The organism is Holophagales bacterium (assembly GCA_016699405.1).
Taxonomy (GTDB): domain Bacteria; phylum Acidobacteriota; class Thermoanaerobaculia; order Multivoradales; family JAGPDF01; genus JAAYLR01.
This window is the reverse complement of record CP064972.1, coordinates 2,929,404-2,956,287: the sequence shown is the minus strand read 5'-3', so window position 1 is coordinate 2,956,287 and position 26,884 is coordinate 2,929,404. Positions and strand designations below refer to the sequence as shown.

Sequence of the window (26,884 nt, the reverse complement as noted above, 5' to 3'; positions counted from 1 at the left end):
CGCGCGTCGAGGAGTTGAAACCCGCGCGCATGCCGGCTCCCCCTGCCGGCGCGCTCTCGAAAGAACGGTGGCACCTTCCCGGCAGAGGCCTACGCAACGGGCTGGTACGGCATCAAGCGACTCAGCCTCAACGGCATCGGTCGAGGCTCCGGAAGGGTTACAGGGCCGTAGCTCGTCAGGAGCGGCCTATCGACGTGAAGGTAATGAAGAAAGAAAGCAAGTCGCAGAGTGGGCCCCGAGGGTGGATCCCATGCGGTACCAACCACAGATTCGCCATCGTCGCTCAAATACCGTTCGGCGTACGCAGCCTGGTCGGACTGCGGTTGACCAAAATCCTCGATCCGGAACTGGTCATCTCTGTGTAGCACGAGCACCTCGACTAATACGGCCTCCCTCAGTTCGCGTAAGCCAGCTTGCTCCGCGGCCTTCTTCTCTCCTGGCCAGTTCTCTGGCTCCACGAACCGTGCATTGGTCATCTCTCGCACGAGATCGATGGTGATCGTCAGTCGATAAACGCCAAGGACCTCAATCGACGGCTTCATGACGACTCCTCCCGAGATCTCTTGTCCCCTAGGAACACCAAACCCCACACTTCAGCGACAGTCCGTCAGGCAGAGTCTCGGCGCAGGGATTCCTCTCACACTCTTCGATCAGTTGAGCGCGATCCCATGCGTCGAGGATCATGGGAACGAACCCGATTATTCCAAGGGCACGGCCGACGCCACGGCAGGCTCCGGCGAGAGCAGACGCCTCCACCGCCGAGGCTTCTTCGGCCGCATAGCGGGCGGCCGCCTGCTCAACGTTTTGCAGGAAATCGTGAATGACTGGACCTTCTTGAGCACGAATCTCGGCGACGAAAGTGGCGGCCTCGTCAGCAGTCATCGCGCTGGGCGTAATGCCATTTCGTGTCATGTAGTCCTTCAGCAAGTTCCGCGCTGCGTTGTTGTACGCGATGTGCTGCTTCGTGAATCCGACATTCCAGTTCGGCTTGGTGAGCGGGCCGGTAGTTGCCTTGTCAAAGACCGCTGTAGCTTCGGGCGAAAGTCCAGGGATCTCGCTGAAGACGCTTACCGGGACATAGTGATGGCCCACACCCGCGAGGCCCGTCGGGTCAGCTTCATTGACCGGGTCCGAACCAGCGTAGCTATAGAGGCCATAGTCACCGCCGTTGAAGCCGATGGGGTCTTTACTCGTCCACCTCCCCACCTCCGGGTCGTAGTCCCGCGCACCGAAGCGCGTCAGCCCCGTCTGCGGGTCGTACAGGCCGCCAGCGAAGCCGAAGGGTTGGAATCCCGGGTTCGAGTCGTACGTGATTCGACCGAAGGCGTCGTAGTCGATCTGCTGGACGAGCGCGCCCGTCGTCGCTTCGACCACCAGCCTCACCGAGCCGAGGGGGTCGGTGAACAGCCGGTACGAGGTGCCGTCGCGCAGCACGTAATCCGGCACGTTCCCCTTCGTCGCGTACACGAAGGTCGCCGTCACCTGCCCCAGCGCGTCGACCTCGGCCACCGGTGCGAGGCCGCCCGCGTACAGCCACCCCTTCGTCAGCACGCCGTTGACCCGCTTGCCGATCCGCCGGCCGTCCGCGTCGACGACGTAGCTGATCGCGATCCCGTTCGGCAGGTCCACACCCACCAGCGCGCCCCGCACGTCGTGGCTGTAGACCGTCGTCTCCGTGCCTGCCGTCTTCTGGTGCAACTCGCCGTTGTTCGTGTACGTGTACGTCGCACCGCCCGCCGTGAGCATCCGGTCCTGCGCGTCGTACGTCGCCGCCGACGTGCCCCAGAAGTCGCTCCACGCCGTGCGGTTCCCGTTGCCGTCGTAAACGTAGCTCTCGACGACCACGTTGTCCCGCTTCACCTCCTTCAGCCAGCCCCGCTCCGGGTAGTACCCGTACTCCCACACCCGCGTCACGTTGCCCACCGTCTCCGTCTTCTTGCGGATCCGGCCCGCCACATCCCGGTCCAGGTCGTAGCTGTAGAGCGTCTCCCCGGAGATCCTCGCCGTGTAGACGTCCAGCTCCGCGAAACCCGTCCGCGTCCGCACGTCCGAGGTCGTCCCGAGCGTCGTCGACTGCAACTGGCCGCTCGCCACGTCCCGCGTCAGCGTCAGCGCCCCGGCCGAGGTCAGCAGCCCGTCCGCGTCGTAACCGAAGGTGACCGACGGACCGCCGGCAAGCGTCTGGCTCGAAGGACGCAGGTCGGCGTCGTAGCCGAAGCCCACCGTCCCGGGGACCGGACCGCTCGTCGTGATCGAGCTCAGCAGCGGACCTTCATAGCTGTAGGTGCTCTGGTAGCCGCCCGGCGCCGTCACCGAGCTCACCCGCCCGCTCGTGGCGTCGTAGCTGTAGTCCACCATCCCCGTAGGCAACGTCACGAAGTCCGGACGGCCGCTCGCCTCGTAGCCGAAGCTCACCACCTGACCGTCCGGACGCGTGATCGTCGTCACCTGGCCGTCGGCGTTGTACGCATACGACGTCTGACGCGGCGCGAACCCCACGTCCGGCGGCGTGTAGCTCGACAGCTGATCCACCGGCGTGTACCCGAACTGATGCGCCGGTCGCGTCGGCGGCGTCACCGAGGTGACGTTGCCGGCAAGGTCGTAGGCGAAGGTGACCTCTCGCAGGTCCGGGAGGATCTGCTTCGTCACCCGCCCCGCCTCGTCGTGCTCGAACCGTGTCGTGCGCGCCAGGGCATCGGTCACCGAGGCAAGATAACCGCTGCCGGCATCGTACGCGTAGGCGATCCTCCGCAGTGCCGCACCCGCCCCCTGCTCCACCCGGTCGAGCCGGCCGTGGGCGTCGTAGAAGCGCTGGACCGGCTCAGCAACGCCAGGGACATCCGCCGACGTCACGCGGTTGCGCTCATCGAGTCGACACCCACCAGCGCGTCCCGCACGTCGTAGAGGTGTCGTTGCGCTGAAAAGCCCCCTGGCACCTTGTCAACAGAGCGCGCGAGCCTTCGCGATCGCGGCCTTCCTACCCTCAGAGCGACGCGGCCGCAAGACCAGGTGAACTCCTGGCCGATTCACTGAGCGCGCGAGCGCCAGAACCCAAATATCTTCAGCCAAGCATCCCACCCTCTCCAATCCCGGAGGACCCCGACCGACTCGGCAATAGAGCCGCGCACGGGATTCAGCGTCATTGGGCCGAATCCGGCGAGAACCGGCTGGTTGTAGTCCAGATCGCTCTTGGGCCGGCGGACGACCTGCCAGTGGATCCGATCGCCACATTCCCTCAACAGAAGCTCGGCAACCAAGAGGCCCATGTCCGCGGCGAGCGCATAGCCCGCGATGGTGAGCTGCTCGCCCTGCGAGAAGGCCTCTGTTCGGAGGGCTTCCGCTACTCGCTTTCCGAGCACCTCGAGGAGCACGGTTGGGGCGAGTTCTGGAGCAACGCCAAAGAAGCGGAGCAGGTTTGCAGTGCGCGCGCCCGCTTCGCTTCCTAGCCAGGAAGCGTATTCATCCGCCTCGGTTTTCGACCACTCTCGCGGCGTCTTTGTTGCTAGGTTCTCAGGCGGAACGAACTTGGGGTAATCAGACATGGGGACCTCAATGGGAGATGATTGCTATTCCAGCTTCTTTCAGCGCCTTTCGAAGCGGTTCGGTAGGGCCGAGGCCGGTTGGCCCGGGAAAGAAGTGCCACTCCACCTTGAGAACACCGCTACCTGCCGTATTCAATAGCTCAACGTCTTTCGCGATCTGCATCTCGATTCTCGGGGTCAAAGCCGTCCTCCCGACTTTCGACTCACGAGCCACGCCGTTCGCCAGGTTGTCTATGAAGCGCCTCCCAAGCGAGGTCGGCCTCGAGGCCCATCTATCACCACCGTAGGTCGCGAGCAAGAACTCTTCAGCGGCGTGCCCAGCAGCTCGGTTGGCTTTGATTCCACCGACAACGATCTCCCCGGCCCTGACCGACCGCAGCACCAGGCCGCCCCAAGCAGGAACGACTGGCAGTACCAACGCAGCCGCATCTGCTGATGCTGTCACGAACGATGTGCCGATCAGGAGAGCGTTCGCCCCGCTTGGATTCTCACTGAACAAGGAAACGGCGTTGGAGAACTCCGCCGACGACTGCTGGTATGACCACAGATCCAGTACTTCCCAGGGTGTAATCCAAAGCCCAGAGGAGTCCACGGCATTCGCTGGATCGTTGCCCACGTACTCATACAACCCGGCACTCCCCCCGCCAAACCCAATCGGATCCTTACTCGTCCACCTCCCCACCTCCGGGTCGTAGTCCCGCGCACCGAATCGGGTCAGCCCGGTCTGCGGGTCGTGCAGCCCGCCGGCGAAGCCGAAGGGTTGGAAGCCCGGGTTCGAGTCGTAGAGGATCCGACCGAAGGCGTCGTCGTCGATCTGCTGGACGAGCGCGCCCGTCGTCGCTTCGACCACCAACCGCACCGAGCCGAGATGGTCGGCGAACAGCCGGTACGAGGTGCCGTCGCGCAGCACGTCGTCCGGCACGTTCCCCTTTGTCGCGTACACGAAGGTCGCCGTCACCTGCCCCAGCGCGTCGACCTCCGCCACCGGCGCCAGGCCGCCCGCGTACAGCCAGCCCTTCGTCAGCACGCCGTTGACCGGATTCACTTCCTTCAGCCGACCTCGCTCCGGGTCGTAAGCGCACTCCCACACTCGGGTCGCGCTGCCCACCGTCTCCGTCTTCGTAAGGATCCGGCCCAGGAGCGACGCGCTCAGCGCGGCACGAACGTCGTATGGAACTGCGGCGGGGTTCCGGTGGGGAGCGGGAGGCGGGCGAGGGGGCCGCGGGGGAGGTCGAAGGCGTCGAAGAGGACGAGGGCGGCGCTCGGGGTCGTGGCGTCGAAGAGCTGGCAGAGGACGATGCCGGCGTCGCCGCCGCCGGGGGCACGGACGAAGACCGGCTCGGCGCCGAGGTAGTGGCCGGCGGGGGCGCGCCAGAGGTCGACACGGTCGGGTTGCTCCCAGTCTCCGTGAACGATCTCGTCGAAGAACTTGCGACCCGGCTGCCCGGTGGCGGCGATGCCGAGCATCCAGAAATGGCGCGACGGCGAGAGTGCCTCGTGCGGGTCGTGCGCCGCGAAGTCGGGCGCCCGCTCGTAGGCGACCTCGATCGTCTCGACGATCTCGTGGCGCACGAGGTCGACCACCAGACGGCGGGGCCGCCCAGCGCTCACCGACGTGAAGAGCTCGGGGATCGGACGGTACTGGTCGTAGACCGGCGTGTCGAGCTCGAGCAGGTCGATCACCAGCCGATCGCCCGCTTCGAACGCGTTGATCTGGTGCAGACAGTAGCGGCCGTCGAGCGGTACATCGGCGGCGACCTCACCGCTCGCCCGCTCGACCAGCAGCAGGCGGCTGCCGAGCTCGGGACGCCAGGCCAGAGCGTCCATCACCGTGCCGCCGCCGAGCATCGTCCCCATGTCGAGCAGGTACGGATTCAGGTAGAAGATGGCGAAGCGCGGCGAGAGGCCGAAGTCGTGGATCGAGCAGGGATACGGCAGCGGCAGGCGGAAACGGTCGTCCCCCCCGACGGCGCCGAAGCGATAGAGGTTCAGCGTCGGCCGTGACGCCGCGAAGGAGATGCCGAACGACCACATCTCGCCGCTCGTCGGGTCGAAGCAGGGATGGGCGGAAAACGGGCTCGCCGCGTTGAGCGCGCGATCGAAGGTCTGCTCGCCGCGCGTGGCGAGCGTCTGCGGATCGATCGACCAGGGCAACCCCTGTTCGCCGAACGCCACGAGCTCGCCGCGAAACGGATAGACGCTCACGTTGGCCGGCGACGCGAGGCCGACGCCGTGGAGCAGTCGGTCCTCGGCGAAGCGGGTGCCGAAGGTGCGATAGAGAAACCGCCCGGCGCTCTCCTCGTCGGCGCGCTTGCGCGTCGCGACGAAACGCTGCGTCAGGCGCGCTCCGCCCGACCCGTCGAAGCTCACCGCCGAGAGCAGGCCGTCGCCGTCGAGCCAGTGCTCGAGACGCTGGCCGGAGCGCGCGAAGCGACCCGGTCCGTTGGCGAGCCAGGTGCCGCGCAGCCACTCCGGAAGCTCACCTGCGCTCGTGGCGAGCGACCAGACACCCTCGGGTGCCGCCTCCGGGAAGAGTCGTTCGAGGCCGGGAGCGTGGTCGGTCATCCCCGCCCCTCGACGACGGTCGCGGTCGCCATCTCCTCTCCACCGGCCATCGGCTCCTTCGCGGCGAACGCCGCGAGCACCTGCGGATCGAGCGACCAGCTCCAGACCTCCGGGTCGCCCGCCGCGTGCGCCGCGAGGGCGAGAATCTCCGCGGGATCGAACGCTGCGCGCCGCGGGTCGAACGCCTCGACGAAGGCCCGGCGATGGACCAGCGACGGATCGCCGGCGACGCGCGAGGCGAGGTGCACGAGGATGAACTGGGCGAGCTCCCGCAGATCGTCGAGCGAGCGCACCAGGTCGCCGAGCGCCTCGCGCGGCTCGATGCCGACCCGGTAGAAGAGCATCTCGGCGCGCTTGAGCGGTGCCAGGCTCATGAAGTCGAAGAACACCGGTCCGGGCGCCGGCGGCAGGTGCTCCTTGCGCCACGCCCAGAAGGCGGCGAAGTACTCGTGTAGCCTCCGGTTCATCGGCCCGAGCTGCGCGAAGAGCGCCAGGAACGCCGGCAGGAAGCGCGGCTCCGGGTGCAGGTCGTTGACGAACGGGAAGACGTAGAAGGCGAAGTAGATCGTCAGCTCCCAAACGTAGCGCAGCGAGTACGTCTCGGGATCCGCCAGCACGGCGTAGGAGACCGCGTAGCTCGGCACGTAGGCGTCGTAGATGGCGCGCATCGCCCGCTCGTAGAGCGGCACGCGGCGCTCGAGCTCCGCCGCGTCGTCGAGCTCGATCGCCGCTCGCACGAGGGTGTTGTAGATCGAGATGAGATCGCCGCCCGGGCTGTAGAGCGGGTCGGAAAAACGCCCCGCCTCACCGACCACGGCCCAGCGCCGGGCCGAGAGGGTCTGCGCGCTGGTATGGCCGAAGTCGCGGTAGCCCCAGAAGTCGAGCACCTCGCGCTGCGGCAGATCGCGGGCGAAGAGCGGCAACTCGCGACAGATCCAGGCGACGAGCTTCTCCGCCGTCGAGACCGTCGTCGAGTCGAAGAGTGCGCGATCGTAGACCAGCCCGATCGAGGTCTTCCCCTGCAGAGGAATCACCCACACCCACCAACCCTCGCCCATGAAGTGATTCGTGGCGAGGAAGAACGGCAGGTGGCCGAGCGCGCGTCGCTCCGGAGCCAGGCGGATCTCCCGCGCGCTGCGCCCGGTGAGCTTCTCGATGTCGAGCAGGCCGTCGACCCAGAGGAACGACGAGCCGTGGCGGATCTCGCCGCGCTCGGCGAGCCCCAGCTTGGTGGCCAGCAGACGACCCCGACCCGAGGCGTCCACCACCCAGCGTGCGGCGGCCTCGCGCGGCTCGCCGTCGACCCGAAAGCGCAGGCGGTGCGGCTCGTCGTCCGCCGCCAGCTCGACCTGCACGTCGCTTGCCGGGTGGATCACCTGGCAGCGCGGGTCCTCGCGGTTGCGCCGCAGCAGCTCGGCCTCGATCTTGTTGCGGTCGAGCTGATAGCTCGCCACGTTCGAGAGCGGTCGCAGGTACGACTGGCTGAACTGCTCGAACGCATCGGCCGGGGTCCCCGCGCTCTTCCAGAGGAAACGCAGGTTGTACTTCATGTAGTGCTCGCGCAGCAGGTACTCCTCGAGCTCCAGCACCTTCGAGAAGTAGTAACCGCTCACCTGCACCGTCGCTTCGCCCACCTTCTGCCGGCGCGGCGGGAGCTCGGCGGCGCGGTCGAGCACGAGCACCGTACGGTCGGTCTGCAACAGCAATTGGCGGGCGAGCGAGAGACCGGCCAGGCCACCCCCCACGATCGCCACGTCGACATCGATTCGGCTCATCGTCGTTCCCTCTGGGGAGGTTCACGACGAATCGGTCCGCCGGAGGCCACCGACGGACCGGTGGAGCGTGCCGTGCTAGCTCACGCAGAGCGCCCGGCCGGTCGCCGCGCCAGCCTGCCGCAGCGCCGCGTCGCGCGTTCGAGGGCGTGCGCCGGCCTCCCAATGCTCACCCTCCTGCAGGGCGACGACCTCGACCGTGCTCCCGCTGGCGCGGAGCCGCCGCTCGAACGACGCCACGCTCTGTGCGTTGCGCAACAGCCAGGAGCGCGGCCGGAGACCCTGGTGGATCGGGATGACCGTCGCCGGGCGCAGGTCGCCGACCGCCGCGACCGCCCCTCGCTCCCCCATCGTCATCGGCAGGCGATAGGTCGTGACGGGCATCAACGCGACGTCGAGGCGAAATCGTCGGCCGATCTCCGCCATCCAAGGTCGCCGGTAGGTGTCGCCGGCGAAGTAGGCGCAGACGCCGTCCAGCTCGAGGACGAAGCCGCAGGTCCGCGCGAGATGGAGCGCCGGAACGGCGGTGATCGTCGCCTCGCCGACCTCCAGCCGATCCCACGCATGCATCGGCTGGAAGCGCCGCACCCCTCGCAGTCGCATCGCCCAGCCGGTGCCCGCCGGTCCGAGGACCGGCACGGAACGGTCGAGGGAGAGCAGAAACCGGCGGTCGGTGTGGTCCCAGTGGCCGTGCGAGAGCAGCACCCCGTCGACCCGCGGCACCTCCTCCCGCGTCAAGGCGGGCGGCCTCGGCCGGGCGTACGCGAGATTGCCGAAGGTGCCGAACCAGGGGTCGGTGAGCAGCCGCGTCGTCCCGCCCTCGAGGATCAGCGTGCTGTGCCCGACCATCGTCACCCGCACGGTCCGGCCTCCCTGCCGTCGAGCTGGCGACCACGCGCCCGCATCGCCAGGAGTTGGCAGCCGATGGCGGCGCCCAGCGCCAGGCCGGCCGTTCCATCGAGGGCGTCACCCCACGCTCCCCCGACCCAGCGCCGGAGAACGAAGTTGGCGAAGAAGAAGCCGAGCAGGCAGCACCACCCGATCCTGGCGATGGAGGTCGTGCGCTCGCTGCGAAGTTGGCGCTTCATCGAGATCTCCTTTCCGAGCTCATTCCGTCGCGAAATACCGGATCATCAGTGCGAGCTTGACCACGACCACGGTGACGGCGACCGCGAGAAGATCCCAGCTCCACAAGTGATCGACGTAGTAGCGGTAAGCGAAAAGGCCGATGGCGACGAGCCCACCGGCCACCCCGGCGACGCTGGTCGAGCGCCGCCGGTGGGCGAAGAACCGCTCGTCGATCTGCCAGCCCAGAATCGGAATCCTCATCGGTCGGTCTCCAGCGTGAAGATGTCGTCGGTGGAACAGGCGAAGAGCCGGGCGAACAGCAGGGCCAGCTGCAGGCTCGGCACATAGCGACCGCACTCGATCGAGTTGATGCTCTGCCGCGAGACGCCGACGGCCTCGGCGAGCTGCTGCTGGGTCCAGCCCTGCGCCAGGCGGAGCTCGCGAACCCGGTTGTGGATGGTCGTCGCCATGTCAAGTTCACTTTCCACGGAGATTCTCGACGCGACCCGACGAAATGTCAAGCGTGCTTTACTTGGCCGGTCGAACGACGAGCGCTCTCCCGAACCGCGGGAGGGCCGCGCCGGCAGCAAACGAGACGCTAGTCGAGCGGCGCGGCGAGTGTAGGTCGCGACGGCAAGGCCCGGACCACCACCGTGTCGACGGCATGGTCGTGGCCGAGACGCCCGTTCGGGTCGCGCCAGAGGTCGAGGAGACCGAGCCCGAGGGTACCGAAGACGCCGAAGTAGGCGCCGAAGCGCTCGATGCTCTCGACCAGCGTGAGGCGCCGACCGTCGAGCCGCACGACGCGCAGCCCGAACAGCCGCTTGCCGATCGTCGTCCCCCAACGCCAGGTGGCGAAGGCGAAGTAGATCGCCGGCACGAGGAACAGCGCCGCCGTGCGGATCCCGTCGGGGATCAGCCGTTCGAGCGCGAGGCGAACGGTGTTCGTCGCGAGGTTCTTGGGCTGGCCGCCGCCCACATCGAGCGAGACGAGCAGGTCGATCGTCGCGAGGCGATCGGCCGCCGCGTCGAGGTTGCCGTCCTCCACGTCGGCCTTCACCGCCGCGGACAGCCCGTCGGCGTCGATGCGGACGAGCACCGGCGCGAGGTCTCGCATCAGCGCGTGCTGTGCCTGCGGCTCCCGCGGCATGGCGAAGACCGCTGTCTTGACCGCCGCATAGCCGGTCGCATCGGTCAGCCGCAGCGCGAGAGCGGCGAAGGTGAGCGCCGCGGCCAGGGTGGGCAGCAGCAGGAGCGCATAGTCGAGGGCGAACGCCGCCAGCCGCCGCCGCGGCGAGGGCAGCGGCTGTCCGGAGAGCGCCGGGTCGAGGGTGAGCGCCTGGGGGTCGAAGCGACGATCGGGCATGGTGGCCTCGAGCCTACCTGGCGGCCGCTCCGGGTGCCGGCGGACGGTGGAAGAGCCGCGCCGCCGGGAGCGGGGCGAGCGGCTCTCCCGGGGCATCGGCGAGCAACTCGAGGCCGGCGACGAAGTCGCGCTGGAAGTAGCGCACCTCGATCCGGTGCAGGCCCTTCGCCAGCGCCACCTCGGCGTTGCGCCGCATGTAGTCGATGGTGTCGTGGCGGATCCGCGAAACGCCGTCGACGACGAGCTCGCTGCCGTCCTCCGAGCGCAACGAGAAGGTGGTCACGGCATCGGCCGGTACCGCCAGGAAGCCCTCGCAGACCAGCCCGAAGCGGTCCTTCGGGCGGTCGGCGGGCAGGGTGACCGTCGGCAGCGTCAGCGTTCGCACCGGCTGCAACGCCGTGAAGTCCGGGAGCTTCCGCCACTCGCCCTCGTAGAGCCGGCAGAAGAGGCCCGGAGAGAGATCGTTCGCCGGAGCTGCAGTAGCCGGCGCGGGCATCACCTTGGCATAGGACGCCGACGCGACGAAGCGGTCGTCGAGGCCAAGGGCGAAGGCGCGCGCCTTGACCGTTGCCGTCCGGTCGAGGACGAGCGGCTCCCGGTAGAGGGTCGAGGCCACGGTCGGAGCGCTTCCGTCGAGCGTGTAGCGGACGGTGGCACCCGGCGTCGGCGAGGTGATCGTCACCGTCATCCGGTCCACGAAGGTGCGCTTCGGCGCGCTGAGGTGAACGACGGTCGCGCGGTTCGGATCGGTGAGCTCTCGAGCCGCGCGCGCTTCGTCCGGTCCGTTCGCGGCGAGCGTCGCCGCGACGATCCGCACCTGCGAATCGTCGGGCAGCGTGATCGACCGTGCTCCCGCCGGCAGGTCGAGCTGCAGCCGGAAGAGGTGGGTGAAGACGTACGGCTCGTTGGCGCCGAACGGATCGTGGCGATGCGTGCCCACCCAGCCGAGCGGTACCTGCTTGGCATAGGCCGGAGCGATCCGGTCCGGGTCCTCTTGAAGCTCGCCGCCGACCATGCGGCTGTTCCACTGCCCCACCGGCTCGGCCCAGTCGGGAACGAGCAGCCTCGTCCGCACGCCGTCGATGCCGAAGTCGGCCTGCCGGTCACCCCCGACCGCCGCGGCGAGCAGATAGAGCCGGTCGTAACCACCCGCAGGGAGCTCCAGCCGCTGGCCGCGCGGCACCAGGACGTTCGCCTCTCCGGCACCGTGGGGCCCGATCCGGAACGGGATCCCCGCGGTGGAGACGGTCGGCGGCAGGAGCTCTGCGGCGAGGCTGTGCCCCTCGCCGTCGAAATCGCCGTCGCCCCGCCGCCCGTCGCGGCTCATGCCGTCGCGGTCGAACGGCAGGTCGAGGGGGAGCGTCGCGGCGACGGCGAGCTTTGCCGGCGGCTCGCCGAGACGCAGCGCCAGGCTGCGCGGGCGAAACGGCGCGAAGGCGAGCTCGACGACCCCGTCCCGCAGCACAGGCGGCTGTGGAGCCGCCGACATGCTGCTGGGAAGGGCGCCACCGACGGCCGCGCGGCCGCTCGGGCTCGTCGCGTCCGCCGGCTCCTCCGCCCCGTTGATCTCGCGAACCGAGACGACCGGCCGGGCGAACCGCAGCCGCACGCCCTCCTGCGGCCGCCCGGTGAGCTCCTGCAACCGCACCACGACCTCGTCGCTCTCCTCCGCCAGCTTGAGAGCGCGCACAGCCACCCGCGGCGCCGCGCCCTCCGCCGCGGGATCGCCCTCGATGCGCAGCAGCGAGAACGAGCGGCCGAGCGGTCCGGGGTGGGACGGCACCTGCCAGGCGGTCAAGGGCTGATTCAGCCGGTCGGCGCTCGTCGCGACGTCACCCGTCCGCCAATCCCCGGGGTGACCGGCGAGCGCCATCGTCACGCGGTGGTGCCCGAGGTCGTTCGAGCCCTGCTCGGCGAGCCAGCTCCAACTCGGCACGACGCGCGGCGTGTGGACGAGACTCAGCCGCAGCGTGCGATCGTCCGGCTTGTCCCAGCCGTGACGGCTGTCGTTGAGCACCGCGACGCCGAAGCTTCCCTCCGCCTCGGTGAGGTCGGCCCACTGCTGCGCCGGGACCTCGTAGAGGTTCGGTCGATTCGTCGTGCGTTCGACCACGCCGAGGCCGAGGTCGTAGGTCGCCGCACGATTCGTCGGGGCGAGCGGAAACGCCGCCTTGAGGAGGGTGCCCGGGGTTCGCCAGTCGATGTCGGTGAGCAACTCGACGCGATCGCCGGCGCCACCCGCGGCAAGGCGGATCGTCTGGGTGAAGATCGAGCCCGCCGCCCGCCGGGTGACCTCGACCGCCACCCGGGCCGGCCCGCGCTCGACGACGCGGACGGCCGCGGGTCCGCCGACCACCTCCCGCGGCGGCGCCGCGAGGGCCGAATACTCGACCTCCCAGGCCGACCACTTGCGTGGCTCGTCCTCGATTAGCTGCAATCGCGCGGGACCGGAAAGCAACTCGCGGCCCTGGAGCTTGTCGAAGACCGAGGCGACATCGCCCGCCGCATCGAGCCGGACGCGATAGCGCTCGTTCTCGAGCCCGCTCGTCGTCGCCGTGAGCGCACCCGGCCGCGGCGCGCTCGCCGCTGGCCGCACCGTGTACACCGAGAAGCTCACCGGAGCGACGCGTGCGACGAAGGCCACGGTCGCCGTGACCCCGTCTTGCGCCACGACCTGGGCCGGCACCTCGCCGCCGTCCGGTCCGCTCACTCGCACGGCGCGAGGTGCCCGGACCGGAAAGCGCACGGTCACCTCGACGACGTCCTCTCGCGACGTCGACAACGCGTTGTAGACGACGAGCGCCACGCCTTCGCCCCGCGTGTCGAGCCCGCGTGCCACGCGCCCCACGGCGCTTCCCAGGAGGTCGGCGAAGCGGTTCTGGGCGATCGCTTCGTCGTTCCACGAGAAGACGTAGGCCTCCGGGATGCTGGTCCCCGTGAGGTCGTCGTGGAACTGGTGCCAGAGAAAGCGCGTCCAGGCCTCGCGCAGCTCTTCGCGCGGGTAGGCGGCGGCACCCAGCCAGGTGGCGACGACGGAGGCGCGCTCGGCCGCGTCGGCGAGCCGCTGGTTCGTCCGGTTGTAGCGCTTCATCGCCGCCTGGGAGGTGTAGCAACCGGCGCCGTGCGAGGTGAGCAGGAATTCGCCGCGATAGCGCGGCAGACGGGAGACCGCGTCGTCGCCTCGTGCCAGCAGGTCCCGGGCGAGCTGGTCGGGGGCGACGCTGTGTACGGCGAGCGGTCCCGGTCCCTCGAGGCTCTTCTGCAACCAGGCGACCGAGGGATCGAGCGGCGCGATCCCCACGTCGCCGGTGCCGAAGTAGCGCATGGCGACCGGCAGCCCGGACGCCGCCGCCTGGCGGTCGATGATCGCGTAGACGTCCGGGTCGAGGGTCAGGTTCCCCTTGAGCTCCGAGGCGTAGTCGCCCGGGTTGATCGCCGCGATCAGCCGCGAGCCGTCGACCCCTTCCCAGAGCCCGAGGTCGAAGGGGATGCGGATCGACGAGCCCCAGGTCAGCTTCTGCGTCGAGAAGGCGGTGAGGCCGCAGTGCGCGGCCACCGACGGCAGCGCGAAGCCGAAACCGAAGCAATCGGGCAGGAAGACGTCGCGCGAGGTGACGCCGAGCTCGCGACGGAAGAAGCCGTTGCCGTAGAGCGCCTGACGGATCAGCGACTCGGGCGAGGGAACGTGGGTGTCGACCGCGTCGAGCCAGCTCCCCGCCACCTTCCAGCGCCCGGCGCGCACGTACGCCTTGAGCTTCTCGTACTCGGCCGGGTAGTACTCGCGCGCCAGCTGGTAGCGGAACGCCCCTTCGAAGCTGAAAACGTAGCCCGGGTACTTCTCGAAGAGCGCGAAGTTGTCGCGCAGCGTCGCCGGGAGGAAGTCCTCGATCGTCTCCTGAATCGTCCAGCGCCACTGCGTGTCGAGGTGCGAGGTGGCGACGACGTAGAGCTCGCGCCCGGCCGTCGGGTCAGGAGCTGTCGGGGCCGGCGCCGGGGCGCCGGCTCCCGGCGACTCCGCGAGCACGGGCAGCGCCGAGAGGGTGAGCACGAGCGCGGAGAGAGTCGTTGCGAGACGCATCACGGACCTCCTGCCGTCCTGCGGTTCGATTCGTTCGACGGTCGCCCGGCGCCGTCACGCGGCACCTCCGGGCTCCCGAGCAGCTCCACCACGTCGGCGCCGTCGCGCGCGCCGAACAGGCGGGCACGCAATTCCTCGTCCATCAGCCGGCGGGCGAGCGCCGCGATCGTGCGCAGGTGCTCGCCCCCTCCTCCCGCCGGCACGACGACGAGGATCGCCAGGCGCACCGGCGCCTCGTCGATGGCGCCCCAGTCGACCGGCTCGACGAAGCGGGCCACGGCGATCGCCGGAGAGCGCACCGCCGGCGACTGGCAGTGCGGAATCGCCAGACCGTCGCCGATCCCCGTGCCGCCGTTCTCCTCGCGCACCCAGACCGCCGCCTCCACCGCATCGGCGTCGTCGAGTCGGCCGGCGAACCGCAGCAGGTCGACGAGCTCGCGGATCGCCGTCTCCTTGGTGCGGCTCCCGGCGTCGAGCCGGACGCACTCGACGCCGAGCAGCCTGGCGTCGCGGTGCGCGTCGCCGAACTGCCGCAACAGCGCGGCCACCTCCTCCGGACCCGCCTGCTGCGTCGCCTCGTCGAGCAGCGCACGACACTCCGCCTCCCGGCACTCCCGCAGCGCCGCCTTCGCCGCCGCCACCTTCGTCGGGGCGACGCTGACCTCGTCGAAGCCACAGCCGACGAGCAGCGGCAGCGCAGCGAGCTCGCCGCCCAGCTCGCCACAGACGCCGACGCGGCGGCCATGGCCCCGCGCCTCCCGCGCGATCTGCCGCAACAGCCGGAGAAACGCCGGATGGTAGGGGTCGTAAAGGTGGGCGACGCGCACGCTGTCGCGGTCCACGGCGAGGAAGTACTGGAGCAGGTCGTTGGTGCCGACGCTGAAGAAGTCGACCTCGGGCGCGAGCCGATCGAGCGCGAAGGCGAGCGACGGGATCTCCACCATCACCCCGATCTCGATCGTCCGGTCGAACGCCACCCCGTCGCGCTCGAGCTCGGTCATGCACCGGGCGACGAACGAACGGAAGCTGCGGACCTCGGCGACGCAGCACGCCATCGGCAGCAGGAGCCGCACCGGGCCCGACGCCGACGCCCGGAGCGCCGCCCGCACCTGACAGGCGATCAGGTCCTGGTGCTCGGCGTAGATCCGCACCGCCCGGTAGCCGAGAAACGGGTTGGCCTCGGCGGGCAGCGCGAGGTACGGCAGCGGCTTGTCGCCGCCGACGTCGAGCGTCCGCACGACGACCGGCTGGCCCGCGGCGAGGCGCACCGCCTCGGCGTAGACGCGTGCCTGTTCCTCTTCGCCCGGCGGCTCGCTCCGGCTCATGAAGAGCATCTCGGTGCGAAAGACGCCGACGCCCTCGGCGCCGTTGGCGAAGGCCAGCCGGACCTCGTCGAGCGACGCGACGTTCGCCTCGACGGCGAAGGGCCGCCCCTCCGCCGTACAACCCGCGGCGGCGCGGAAACGCGCCACCCGCTCCCGCCTCTCGTCGAGCTGGCGCGCCTCTCCGGCGTAGAAGTCGACCACCGCCGGCGGCGGCGCGACGATCACCAGGCCGCGCTCGCCGTCGACGATCAGCTCGCCGCCCGTGGCGACCTCGCGGCGCACCCCGTCCACACCGGCCACCGCCGGAATGCCGAGGGCGCGAGCGAGGATCGCCGTGTGCGAGGTCGCTCCGCCGCGTTCGAGCACGAGCCCTCGCACCTGCGCTGGCCCGAGGGCGAGCAAGACGTCCGGCGAAAGCTCGTCGGCAACGACGACCGCGGCCTCGCGCAGCGCGGCGACCGGGGCCGTCGACCCCGCCGCAGCTTCCGCCCCGGTCGCCCCTTCGTCGCGCAGCGCCCGGAGGATCCGTGCGGCGACATCGCGAACATCGAGCACGCGCGCCGCCAGATAGGCACTCCCCGAGTCGCCGAGCAGCGCGGCGAAGCGCTCGGCCGCGGCGCGCACCGCCGCCGCCGCGTCGACACCGCGGGTGCGGATCTCCCCGTCGGCCTGTCGGGCGAGCTCGGGGTCTTCGACCAGGGCGAGGTGAGCGCCGAGGATCGCCCGCTCCGTCGAGTCCACGGCACGCGCGTGTCGCTCGCGCAGCGCCGCCGCGGCGCGACCGAGCGCCGCCTCCAGCCGCGCGATCTCGCGCTCCGGAGCACCCGGCGAGGGTGCGCGGTCCTCCCCGCCGGGCGGCTCGTCGACGCTCCGGACCGGGCCGCGCCCGACGCCACCGCTCACCGCGAGGCCGGCGAGGACTCGGGCTCCCGATCGGGACACGACCCGCGGCAAGGCGCGGGGTGCGGCGGCGATCGGCGGCGCCGGGAGCGCCTCCTCGTCGCACCGCGGAAGTGTCTCGGCAAGGAATCGACCGAGCGCCGCGGCCGCCTCGTCCTCGTCGGCGCCTTCGACGCGCAGCAGACAGGGATCGCCGGCGCGGGTGAGCGTCCCCACCAGCGCCAGGACGCTCCGGGCGTCGGCGACGGCGCTGCGGCGCCGGTTGGTCAGCGTGACGGTGGAGGCGAAGCGCTCCGTCGCCTCGCACAGCCGGGCCGCTGGACGGACGTGCAGTCCGTTGGGGAGCGGAAAGTCGAACTCGATCTCGCGGGCCACCGGCCGACCGCCGTCACGGGATCGCGGGGACCGACCCGACCGCCGCGGAGACCAGTCGCTCGGCGTCCTTGATCGCCTCCTGGACGGAGGCCTCGACGACCCGCAGGTGCTCGAACCGCTCGCGGCCACGCACCGGAATCCCCGCCGCCAGCAACACGACGACGGCCCGCTCGAGGTCGTCGGCGGTCAGCGCGTTCTCGATCCCCATCGCGCCCTGGGTCTCCACCCGAATGGTGTGGCCGAGCTTCTTCGCCGCCTTCTCCAGCCGCTCGGCGGCCATGTAGGTGTGGGCGATGCCGGTGGGACAGGCGGTAATCGCCACGAGGTGCATCGACGCCTCCTAGGTCGCGGATCGGGGGGACCGCGCCGCGAACCGTTTCCAACCGTTGAGAGTCAGCGCCACGAGGAGCGAGCCGACGGCGATCGCCAACAGGAAGGCGCCGCGGTGATCCACCACCGGGAGGACGATCGGTCCGCCGTGCGGCGCGTGGTCGCCGACCCCGCCGAGCATCGCGACGACCGCGGCGGCCGCCGAACCGGTCATGATCGCCGGGATGACCCGCACCGGGTCGGCGGCCGCGAACGGAATGGCCCCTTCGGTGATGCCGACCATCCCCATGGCGAGCGCCGCGTAACCGGCCTCCCGCTCCTCGTCGCTCCACAGGCGCCGCCCGAAAAGGGTCGCCAGCCCCAGGCCGATCGGCGGCACGCAGATCGCGGCGGCGCAGGCGCCCATCACCAGGAAGTTCCCTTCCTTGATCATCGCGGCGCCGAAGAAGAAGGCCACCTTGTTGACCGGCCCCCCCATGTCGAAGGCGATCATCGCCCCGAGGACGAGCGCCAGCACGACGCTCGACCCGGTGCTCATCACCCGGAGCCAGGCCGAGAGCAGGACCATCGTCTCGCGGATCGGACCGCCGAGCACGCGGAACATCAGCAGGCCGACGGCGAGCGACGAAACCACCGGGATGACCAGGATCGGCATCACCGGCCGCAGATAGACCGGCACCCGCAGCTTCTTGATCCAGTAGACGAGAGCGCCCGCCAGCAGGCCCGCCACCAGGCCGCCGAGAAAGCCGGCGCCGACCTGATTGGCGATGAAACCGCCGACGAATCCCGGCGTCAGACCGGGGCGGTCGGCGATCCCGAAGGCGATGTAGCCGGCGAGCACCGGCACCAGCAGCGAGAAGGCCGCGCTGCCGATGTCGAGCACCAGCTTCAGCCCCGGCGACGACGAGAAGTCCGGCCCTGCGGGCCCCATCGGGGCGAGGGCGATCGCCGCAGCGATCAGAATGCCGCCGCAGGCGACGAACGGGATGGCGTAGGAAACGCCGGAGAGCAGGTACTGCCGGGTTCTGGCGAGCGGAGACGACATCGTCTTGGTCGGGTGCCCCTCGGGTCGAGCGGACGGCGGATGCGTCCGCTCGAACTGTAGCACCGGGCCGGTCTCGACCGCGCTAGACCCGGCGCTGCCGAGCTCGTCAGCGACGGGGATCACGGCCTCGGCCGGGTCAATCGCCCGGAGACGGCAGGGTGAAGTAGAAGCTCGCTCCACCGCGCGGCATCGACTCGGCCCAGGCCCGACCGCCGTGCCGGTCGACGATCCGCTGGACCGTCGCCAGCCCGATTCCCGTGCCCGGGAACTCGTCGACGCCGTGGAGCCTCTGGAACGGCTTGAAGAGCTTGGTCGAATAGGCTGGATCGAAGCCGACGCCGTTGTCCCGGATGAAGAAGACCCATTCGCCGTCCCGCCGTCCGGAACCGACCTCGACGGTCGCGTCGACACGCCTGGCGGTGAACTTCAGCGCGTTGCTGATGAGGTTCTGGAGGACGACGCGCAAGAGCTGCGGGTCGGCAATCGCGCTCATGCCGTCGGCGATCCGCAGCTCGACCGTCCGCCCGCCTTCGAGGGCCCGTAGCTCCGCGGCGACGCTGCGGGCGAGCGCGCTCACGTCGACACGACCGCACGCCAGCTCGCGCCGCCCGAGACGGGAGAGATTCAACAGGGCGTCGATCAGCTCCGCCATGCGCTGCGCCGCCGCGCGGATCCGGTCGAGGTAGTGGCGGCCTTTGTCGCCGAGCTCGCTGGCGTACTCTTCGAGCAGCGTCGCGCTGAAGCCATCGAGGGCGCGCAGCGGCGCTCGCAGGTCGTGCGACACGCTGTAGGAGAAACTCTCCATCTCGCGCGTCGCCGCCTCGAGCTCGGCAGTGCGCACTCGCACCCGGTCCTCGAGATGCTCCCGGTGCGCCTCGAGCTCGAGCTCGGTGGCGATCCGCTCCGAGGCGTCGATGCAGAGGCCCGACATCCGCTTGGGCACACCCGCCTCGTCGTAAGCGGCTCGTCCGCGCGCTTCGATCCATCGCAGGCCGCCCGACGGGAGCACGATGCGGTAGAGGTTGACCAGCGGCGTCCGTTCGCGGACACTCGCGACGATCCGCTCTTCGGCGCTTGCGGCATCGTCCGGGTGAAGCACCCGGCGCCAGGTCTCGAAGCTCGCCGATTGGCTCGCGGGGTCGAGCCCGAAGAGGCGATAGAGCTCGGGCGACCAGGCGAGCTCGCCCGATCCCATGTCCCAGTCCCAGGTCCCCGAGCCGGAGGCCTCCTGCGCCAAGATCAGTCGATCCTCGAGCGCTTTCATCGCTCGGCGCGCCAGCACCTGGTCGGTCGTCTCGACGGCGGTGTTGAGCAGTCCCCAGTCGTCGCTGCCGGGGATCCTCGTGCGCGTGATCGACCACGAGAAGTAGGCGCGCTCGAGCGGCCCGTCCTCGGCGCGGCGGATCCTGGCTGGCGCGTCGAAGGCGTGGTGGCTCTTCCCCGTGGCGCGCACGGCGTCGAGGATCGGCCCGACGAAATCGTAGATCTCCGGCCAGATCTCCTGGACGGTGCGCCCGAGGACCTGCTTGCCGGGCACCATCTCGAGGTAGGCACGGTTCACCCATTCGACGCGGTGCTCGGGGCCGCGGAAGAAGAGCACGCCGACCGGCAGCGCCCCGACGACTGTCTCGAGGAGCCGGCGCTCGGCGGCGAGCAGCTCCGCCGTGGCGGCCCGCTCCTCTGCCGCTCGCGACTCCTCGGTGATGTCGAGCAGCGACGTCAGGAGGTACGTGCGGCCGCGGACCGGAACGGCGCGGATGGAGACCAGACAGCGACGAATCTCCCCGGACTTCAGGCGGACGCGGCAAGGACGGCCCTGGACGTAACCGTTCCGCTCGATCTCCTCGAGGAGCCGCGTCCGTTCCCCTGGGTCGACGAAGAAGCCGAGTTGCTCGGAGGTACGACCGATGACCTCGTCCCGACCGAACCCCGAGCCGCGTTCGAAGACCTCGTTGACGTCGAGATGGACGCCGTCGGCGGCCGAGCTCATCACCATCGCCACCGGGCTGCCGCGGAACGCCGCGGAGAAGCGCTCCTCGGACTCCGCCAAGTCCTCGGTGGCGCGGCGCCGCTCGGTGACGTCCTCGACGACGCCGGTCCAGAGCACCTCGCCGCTGTCGAGACGGCGCGGCAACGACTCGAGGCGGAGCCAGCGGGTCTCGCCACGGATGGTGGCACGCCCCTCCCAGTGCAACGGCCGGAGCGCGGCGGCGGCCTCGAGATTCTGCTCGACGAAGCTCGCCAACTCGTCGGGAGCCAGAACGGAGAGGACGGTGAGCGGATTGGCCGCGAGCTCCTCGCGCACCACGCCGACGATCTGGGCACACCGCTCGGAGACGTAATCGACCGAGAACGGGATCTCCGCCAGGGTCCGCCAACCCGAGGCGGCCGTCGGCCCGACGGCGGCCACCCGCAACCGATAGACACCACCCGGCAGCGCATCGACCAGGTCCTGGTAGAGCGCGTGATCGTCCACCGCCGCGCGGTCCGGACCGGGCGGGGATGGGGATGGCGTGGCGTGGCTGCGGCGGGCGTCCGACATCCTCGACTCTCGGCTCTGCGGGTCTCGCAAACGCGCTACTCCGACCTATTGTCCCATTGCTCTCGTGCGACGGGCCGAGGGGCGGAACGGTGGACACGGGCGGGCTCGCGCCGGTGCCTCTCCACCCCTTTTCTCCCCGGCCGGGATCGAAGTGCGGATCAGCTGGAGCGCCACGTCTCCCCGACCGCCAGCACCGGCCCCCGCGCGGGATCGACCCCCTCGCGGTCGAGCAGCTCGCGCCAGACGCGGGGCGCCAGGTCGACCGGCTCGTCGGTGAGGTCGAAACAGCCCCAGTGCATCGGCAGGGCGACGCGCGCTCCGAGATCGCGGAAGGCGAGCAGCGCGTCGGCGGGGTTCATGTGGACCGCCCCCATGAACCAGCGCGGCTCGTAGGCACCGATCGGCAACAGGGCGAGGTCCAGCCCGGGGAAGCGGCGGCCGATCTCGGCGAAGCCGTGGAAGTAGCCGGTGTCGCCGGCGAAATAGACGCGGGACACCCCGTTCTCGGCGACCCAACCGCACCACAGGGCCGTGTTCTCGCCGGCCCCGAGGCGCCGAGACCAGTGCTGCGCCGGGACGCAAGTGAAGGTCCAGTCGCCGTGCCGGGCGCTCTCCCACCAGTCGAGCTCGTGGACGACGTCGAACCCACGCTGGCGCACGAACGCACCGAGCCCGAGCGGCACCATCCAGGCGACCCCTTTCGGCATTCGCGCCAGCGTCCACTCGTCGAGATGGTCGTAGTGGTTGTGCGAGAGCAGCGCCACCGCGCCGGCCGGCACCGCGTCGACCGGCAAACCCGGCGGCGAGAGCCGCGGCGGCAGCAATGCCCGCGGCCCGAAGTGCGGGTCGGTGAGGATCACCTGCTCCCCGGCGTGCAGTGCGAAGGTGGCGTGTCCCACCCAGGTCGCCTCGAGCCCGTCGACTCGCCGCCCGAGCGAGCTCCCGTCGTTGGCGAGCCAGGGGATCTCCGGCTGGCGTCGCTTCGCGGCGGCGTGCCGATTCGTCGCCAACTTCCAGCGCAGGAGATCCGGGATCCCCCGCCGCACCTGTCCCCACGGCTGGAAGAAGCGGCCGGCGGCAAAGTGCGGGGCGTGGAGCGTCGATGGATCCGGGACCAGCAGCTCGAAGTTGTCCGGCGTCGGCACGAGGCGGATTATCGCCCGACCCATCTGCTCTTGCATCGCCCCTCATGGTCCGGCCCCGCCATCCAGATCCCTCCCTGCGGTCGGGAGGACGAGAGCGCACAAGCGACAGCGCAAGATCCTGCGACACCCATCCGCCCTGTCGTCCCGAGCGAGAGCGAGAGACCCGGGCGGAAGGACGGCACGGCAGGCCGCGGCTCACATCCGTGCGCCACCCCCTGGTCCCTTCCTGCGGTCGAATCACAGCGGGCGAGCAGGCCGGCGGCCGCACAAGGGAATTCGGAGACTAGCGCGCGACGACAGGGTCGCCGTAGACCGGCACGAGGAACGAGTAGCTTTCGGTCGAGCGTACCTTGTTCTGGAAGGCCGCGACCTCGAGGATCCAGTAGCGCCGCGCCCCGTCGCCCTGGACGAGGCGCGTCGACGGCGCATCGACCGGAAGGTCGATGGCCAGGGAGAAGCGACGTCGATCGGCGGCAAGGTCGACGGGATCGACGACGGCCTCGACGACGGCGACCGCCTCGACGCGAGCAAATCCGGTCTCTCGTCGGGGCGGCCCTTGCTCGAGACAGGCGAGGGTGAGTCGCACACTCCGAGCCCGGCCGAAGCGCCCGCGATGCTCGATCGTCGCCCGCAAGGTCCCGCCGGGACGCACCGGATAGCTGTCGAAGCGCACCTGCGGCGTGCCGAAGGACACCTGTCGGACGATCTCCCAGAGCCCAGCGCCGAGGATAAAGACGATGAACAGGGTGAACAGGGGAATCAGAAGATAGGCGAGCCAGACATCGCCGCTCAGGGACTGGCGGTCGAACCAGACGAGGTTCATCACCACGGCGAACGCGGCGAGCGCCAGGAGGCCGACGCAGCCTTTGCCCCAGCCACGCTGCTCCGCCTTCCACGGCGGGAGAGCGCGCATCGTCGGCCGCCAACGGTAGCCTTCACCCCACGGCTCGACGCCGCCGTGGAAGCGACGCAGTGTCCATCGATCGGGTGCGCGCAGACCCTCCATCGCGAAGCGGAGGCCGAAGAGGAAGAAGACCGCGGCGAACGCCGTGGCACCCCACTTCCGCGCCCCGGGGAACGGCTCGGCAGGATGGGTCGGCGAGACGACGAAGAAGAGGTACCAGACGCCGACAGCGACCGCCATGAAGAGCAGCCCCATCCACGGCTTCGCCGTCGCCGGTGGCGCCGGCACGCCAAGCGGCGGCAGGTCGAGCCGTCGCCCCGCGGACGGCCCGCGCCTCGACTCCTGGTCTTTTGTTCCGGACATGCGACGCCACCCCCTCGGGAAGCGCGGCCGATCCTATGCCAGCCGATCCACCACCCGGACCGTCCCTTGGACCGTCATTCGCCCCCGTGCCGTTCCATTCGCGCCCTCCCGGTCCGGTGATAGCGTCCCCTGCCAGTCGACCGTGACCACCTCCGAGCCCCCCCCCACCGGAGAGCGCAGCGGCGCCGCGCTCTCCGACGTGACCGCGCTGCTGCGCGCCGTCGAGAGCGGCGAGCCGCAGGCGGCCGACCGCCTCTACTCGATCGTCTACGGCGAGCTGCGGCGGATCGCCAGCGGCTACTTGCGACGGCGGCCGCCGTCCCAGACCCTCGAGACCACCGAGCTCGTCCACGAGGCCTATCTGAAGCTCGCTCGCGGCGCTGCGTGGTCGGTGCGCGACCGCTATCACTTCTTCGCGCTCGTGGCCCAGGTGATGCGCCGGATCCTCGTCGACCAGGCCCGCGGACGCGGGCGAGAGAAGCGCGGCGGCGGAGCACTGCACGTCACGCTCGAAGGGCTCGATCCGGCGATTCCGGAACCGGCGACCGATCTCCTGGCCCTGGAGCACGCCCTCGAGAAGCTCGAACAGGTCGACCCTGACCTCGCACGGCTCGTCGAGTGGCGCTTCTTCGCCGGACGCGAGATCGCCGAGATCGCCGAGCTGCGCGGCGTCTCCGACCGGACGATCAAGCGCCACTGGCAGTCGGCCCGCGCCTTCCTCTTCCGCGAGCTCGCCGGAGGGAGCGCCCCGCGGTGAGCGAGGAGAGTCGCCTCGCCCGCTGGCCGGCCGTCCGCCGGCAGTTCGAGGCGTTGCTCGACCTCCCGGCGGCGGAACGCGAGGCACGCCTCGCCGAGATCGCCGCGACCGATCCGTCGCTCGCCGCAGAGCTCGTCGAGCTCCTGGCGCTCGAAGCCGACGCCGACGGAACGCCCCTCGATCACGCCATCGCCGCCGAAGCCGCCCGCGTCGTGGCGGGCGAGGAGCCGACCTCCCCGTTCTCGCCGCTCGCCGGCGTGGCGATCGGCGCCTGGCGTCTGACCGAGCCTCTCGGTCGCGGCGGCATGGCGGAGGTCTGGGCCGCCGAGAGGATCGACCGCGAGTTCGAGCTACGGGTCGCGGTCAAGCTGCTCAAGCGCGGCATGGACTCTGCCGAGGTCGTGGCCCGCTTCGCGCGCGAGCGACGGATCCTCGCCCGGCTCGACCACCCGGCGATCGCCCGCATTCTCGACGGCGGCCTCGCCCCCGACGGCCGCCCCTATCTGGTGCTCGAGCGCGTCGACGGGGGGACGATCACCGAGTGGTGCAACGCCCGCGAGCTCGACCTGCGGCAGCGGATCACCCTTTTCCTCGAAGCCCTCGAAGCGGTCGCCGCGGCGCATCGACAGCTGGTGGTCCACCGCGACCTCAAGCCGTCGAACATCCTCGTCACCGCCGAGGGGCGCGTCCGCCTCCTCGACTTCGGGATCGCCAAGCTCCTCGCCGACGACGACCCCGAGATGGACGCGACGCGCACCGAGCTGCGCCTGCTCACCCCGGCCTACGCCGCACCGGAGCAGATCCTCGGCGAGCCCATCTCCACGGCGACCGACGTCTACGCGCTCGGCGTGCTTGCCCATGAGCTGTTCACCGGCCGGCTGCCCTACCGGCGGCAGGGGCGCCGACTCGCCGAGCTCGCCACCTCCGCCGCCAACGAAACCCTCCCGCGCCCCTCGACCGCCGTGCTCGCCGCAGCCTCCGCCGGGGAGCCCGCCCTCGGGCTGCCGGAGCCGCGACGGCTCGCACGCGCGCTGCGCGGCGACCTCGACGCGATCCTCGCGACCGCCCTGCGGCGCGAGCCGTCGCGCCGCTATGCGTCGGTCGCGGCTTTCGCCGAGGACCTGCGACGCCATCTGTCCGGCCTGCCGGTGAGCGCGCGCCCCGATTCGCTGCTCTACCGCGCCGGTCGTTTCGTCCAGCGGCATCGCGTGGCGGTCGCGGCTGTCGCCGTCGCCGCGATCGGACTTCTCGTCGCCTCCGCTGTCGCGATCCGCGAGGCGCACCGCGCCACGCTCGAGGCCGAGCGCTCGCGCCTCGCCGCCGAGCACGCCTCGCGGGAGGCGCGCCGCGCCGAGCGGGTGCAGGAGTTCCTCGTCGGCCTCTTCGAGAAGGCCGACCCGCGACAGGGCGGCGGCGCCACGGTCAGCGCCGGCGATCTGCTCGCCCGCGGCGCCGCGAAGATCGAGGATGAGCTCGCCAGCGAGCCGGCGCTGCAAGCCGACCTGCTCGACGCCGTGGCGCGCAGCCAGGCCAATCTCGGGCTGCTCGAGGAGGCGGAGAAACAGGCCCGCAAGGCCCTCGCCCTCCGTGGAGGTCACGACGACGGAGCAAGCCTCGCGGTGCTCGGCGCCGTGCTGCGCGATCGGGGGCAGCTCGACGAGTCCGCTGCGACCCTGCGACAGGCCGTCACCGCTCTCGACGCCGCCGGCACCGAGCACGCCCTCGCCGCAGCGCGCGCCCGCAGCGAGCTCTCCTACACCCGCTACCTGCAGGGGAGCGTCCAGGAGGCGGCCGATCTGCTGGCCGAGGTCTACCCGATCTTCGTCAGCGCCCTCGGCGAGGACGACCCGGAGACCGCCGAGCAGTTGATGAATCGCGGCATCGTCCTCGGCGACCTCAACCGACTCGACGAAGCCTTCGCGCTCGAGTCGCGCGCGCAGGAGGTCCTGGCCCGCCGCCTCGGCGCCGATCATCCCGCGGTGGCCAACGGCAAGCTCTCGCTCGCCTCGCTTTGCGAGGAGACCGGACGGCAGGAGCAGGCCGAGCGCCTCTACCGCGAATCGCTCGCCACGCGGCTGCGCGTCCTCGGGGCAGACCACCCGGAGACCGGGCAGTCGCACTCGAATCTCGCCCGCTTTCTGATCAACCGGCATCGCCCGGTCGAAGGCGAGCCGCACGCGCGAGAGGCCATCCGCATCTTTCGCGCCATCGACCCACAACACTTCGAGGTGGCCAAGTCGATCCACGAACTGGCGAGCGCGGCCCTCCAGCGCGGCCATCTCGTCGAGGCCGAGCGCGACTACCGCGAGGCGATGCGCCGATTCCTCGGCGCCCTCGGACCGGGACACCCGTTCCCCTGGATCGCCCAGGTCGGTCTCGGCGACACGCTCGCGGCCCAGGGGCGTCGTGACGAGGCGCGACGCGCCTTGGAAGAAGCCGCACGGAAGATCGAGGCGGCGAGCGGCCCGGAGGGCTGGTACCTGATGCGCGCCTGGGGCGCGCTCGCCAATCTCGAACGCAGCGTGGGGCACGTGGCGCGCGCCGTCGAGTTGCGACGGCGAGCGCTGGCGCTGGCGCGCAAGGCGCTCGGCGAGCAGGCGCCGGCGACGGCACTCCTGCTCTACGAGCTCGCTCTCGACCTGGAGGCGACCGGAGACGTCGAAGCGCGCACCGAGGCGGCGCAGTCGGCGACCACCGCCCTGGCGATCCTGCGCGCCAAGGACCCGCAGCACTGGCGTCTCGCCGACGTCACCGCCGCCGCCACGCGGCTGGCGACGCCCGCGCCCGCGGGGGTCGGCGGCCGCTGA

The 26,884-nt window shown here is 70.5% G+C and carries 20 protein-coding genes; 2 read left to right on the top strand and 18 right to left on the bottom strand.

The window, feature by feature from the left end; genetic code table 11:
- Positions 1-89: 89 nt before the first annotated feature.
- The 18 genes from IPJ17_12145 to IPJ17_12060 form a co-directional block, all read right to left on the bottom strand.
- The gene (locus IPJ17_12145) at positions 90-542 is read right to left on the bottom strand and encodes a hypothetical protein (GenBank protein ID QQR72273.1); all 453 of its coding nucleotides are present in this window, start codon (positions 540-542) and stop codon (positions 90-92) included.
- 28 nt (positions 543-570) lie between these two features.
- A complete protein-coding gene (locus IPJ17_12140) occupies positions 571-2,853 on the bottom strand; it encodes an RHS repeat-associated core domain-containing protein (GenBank protein ID QQR72272.1) in 2,283 nt (760 codons plus the stop codon).
- A gap of 173 nt (positions 2,854-3,026) precedes the next feature.
- A complete protein-coding gene (locus tag IPJ17_12135) occupies positions 3,027-3,542 on the bottom strand; it encodes a hypothetical protein (protein ID QQR72271.1) in 516 nt (171 codons plus the stop codon).
- Positions 3,543-3,549: 7 nt separating this feature from the next.
- Positions 3,550-4,695 (bottom strand): RHS repeat-associated core domain-containing protein, encoded by a 1,146-nt coding sequence (locus IPJ17_12130; GenBank protein QQR76155.1) that lies wholly within the window; start codon positions 4,693-4,695, stop codon positions 3,550-3,552.
- Complete coding sequence (locus IPJ17_12125) at positions 4,692-6,107, bottom strand: carotenoid oxygenase family protein (GenBank protein QQR72270.1); 1,416 nt, start codon at positions 6,105-6,107, stop codon at positions 4,692-4,694. Before IPJ17_12125 ends, IPJ17_12130 begins: the two co-directional genes overlap by 4 nt.
- The gene (locus IPJ17_12120; protein QQR72269.1) at positions 6,104-7,882 is read right to left on the bottom strand and encodes a tryptophan 7-halogenase; all 1,779 of its coding nucleotides are present in this window, start codon (positions 7,880-7,882) and stop codon (positions 6,104-6,106) included. Before IPJ17_12120 ends, IPJ17_12125 begins: the two co-directional genes overlap by 4 nt.
- Positions 7,883-7,957: 75 nt before the next feature.
- Positions 7,958-8,740 (bottom strand): MBL fold metallo-hydrolase, encoded by a 783-nt coding sequence (locus IPJ17_12115; protein QQR72268.1) that lies wholly within the window; start codon positions 8,738-8,740, stop codon positions 7,958-7,960.
- Positions 8,731-8,967 (bottom strand): hypothetical protein, encoded by a 237-nt coding sequence (locus tag IPJ17_12110; GenBank protein QQR72267.1) that lies wholly within the window; start codon positions 8,965-8,967, stop codon positions 8,731-8,733. Before IPJ17_12110 ends, IPJ17_12115 begins: the two co-directional genes overlap by 10 nt.
- Before the next feature lie 19 nt (positions 8,968-8,986).
- Positions 8,987-9,208, bottom strand: a complete 222-nt coding sequence (locus tag IPJ17_12105; protein ID QQR72266.1) for a hypothetical protein — start codon at positions 9,206-9,208, stop codon at positions 8,987-8,989.
- Complete coding sequence (locus IPJ17_12100) at positions 9,205-9,405, bottom strand: helix-turn-helix transcriptional regulator (GenBank protein QQR76154.1); 201 nt, start codon at positions 9,403-9,405, stop codon at positions 9,205-9,207. The genes IPJ17_12105 and IPJ17_12100 overlap by 4 nt, the downstream gene beginning before the upstream one ends.
- A 140-nt stretch (positions 9,406-9,545) precedes the next feature.
- Positions 9,546-10,313: an RDD family protein gene (locus IPJ17_12095; protein ID QQR72265.1), complete on the bottom strand. Its 768-nt coding sequence runs from the start codon at positions 10,311-10,313 to the stop codon at positions 9,546-9,548.
- Between the two features lie 13 nt (positions 10,314-10,326).
- On the bottom strand, positions 10,327-14,391 hold the full coding sequence (locus IPJ17_12090; GenBank protein QQR72264.1) for a chitobiase/beta-hexosaminidase C-terminal domain-containing protein: 4,065 nt from the start codon (positions 14,389-14,391) through the stop codon (positions 10,327-10,329).
- Positions 14,391-16,991, bottom strand: coding sequence for a phosphoenolpyruvate--protein phosphotransferase (ptsP, locus tag IPJ17_12085; GenBank protein QQR72263.1), 2,601 nt, complete (start codon positions 16,989-16,991; stop codon positions 14,391-14,393). The genes IPJ17_12090 and ptsP overlap by 1 nt, the downstream gene beginning before the upstream one ends.
- Before the next feature lie 13 nt (positions 16,992-17,004).
- Positions 17,005-17,322 carry a PTS fructose transporter subunit IIB gene (locus tag IPJ17_12080; protein QQR72262.1) on the bottom strand — a complete coding sequence of 106 codons (318 nt, stop codon included), beginning with the start codon at positions 17,320-17,322 and terminating at the stop codon, positions 17,005-17,007.
- Positions 17,323-17,331: 9 nt separating this feature from the next.
- A complete protein-coding gene (locus IPJ17_12075; protein QQR76153.1) occupies positions 17,332-18,366 on the bottom strand; it encodes a PTS fructose-like transporter subunit EIIC in 1,035 nt (344 codons plus the stop codon).
- A gap of 136 nt (positions 18,367-18,502) precedes the next feature.
- On the bottom strand, positions 18,503-20,908 hold the full coding sequence (locus IPJ17_12070) for a PAS domain S-box protein (protein QQR72261.1): 2,406 nt from the start codon (positions 20,906-20,908) through the stop codon (positions 18,503-18,505).
- 158 nt (positions 20,909-21,066) lie between these two features.
- Positions 21,067-22,089 (bottom strand): MBL fold metallo-hydrolase, encoded by a 1,023-nt coding sequence (locus tag IPJ17_12065; protein QQR72260.1) that lies wholly within the window; start codon positions 22,087-22,089, stop codon positions 21,067-21,069.
- Positions 22,090-22,336: 247 nt separating this feature from the next.
- Positions 22,337-23,320: a hypothetical protein gene (locus tag IPJ17_12060; protein ID QQR72259.1), complete on the bottom strand. Its 984-nt coding sequence runs from the start codon at positions 23,318-23,320 to the stop codon at positions 22,337-22,339.
- On the opposite strand from IPJ17_12060, the gene IPJ17_12055 reads away from it, so the two are divergent.
- Positions 23,319-24,077, top strand: a complete 759-nt coding sequence (locus IPJ17_12055; protein QQR72258.1) for a sigma-70 family RNA polymerase sigma factor — start codon at positions 23,319-23,321, stop codon at positions 24,075-24,077. The two genes, IPJ17_12060 and IPJ17_12055, sit on opposite strands and share 2 nt — an antisense overlap.
- On the top strand, positions 24,074-26,884 hold the full coding sequence (locus tag IPJ17_12050) for a tetratricopeptide repeat protein (protein QQR72257.1): 2,811 nt from the start codon (positions 24,074-24,076) through the stop codon (positions 26,882-26,884). Before IPJ17_12055 ends, IPJ17_12050 begins: the two co-directional genes overlap by 4 nt.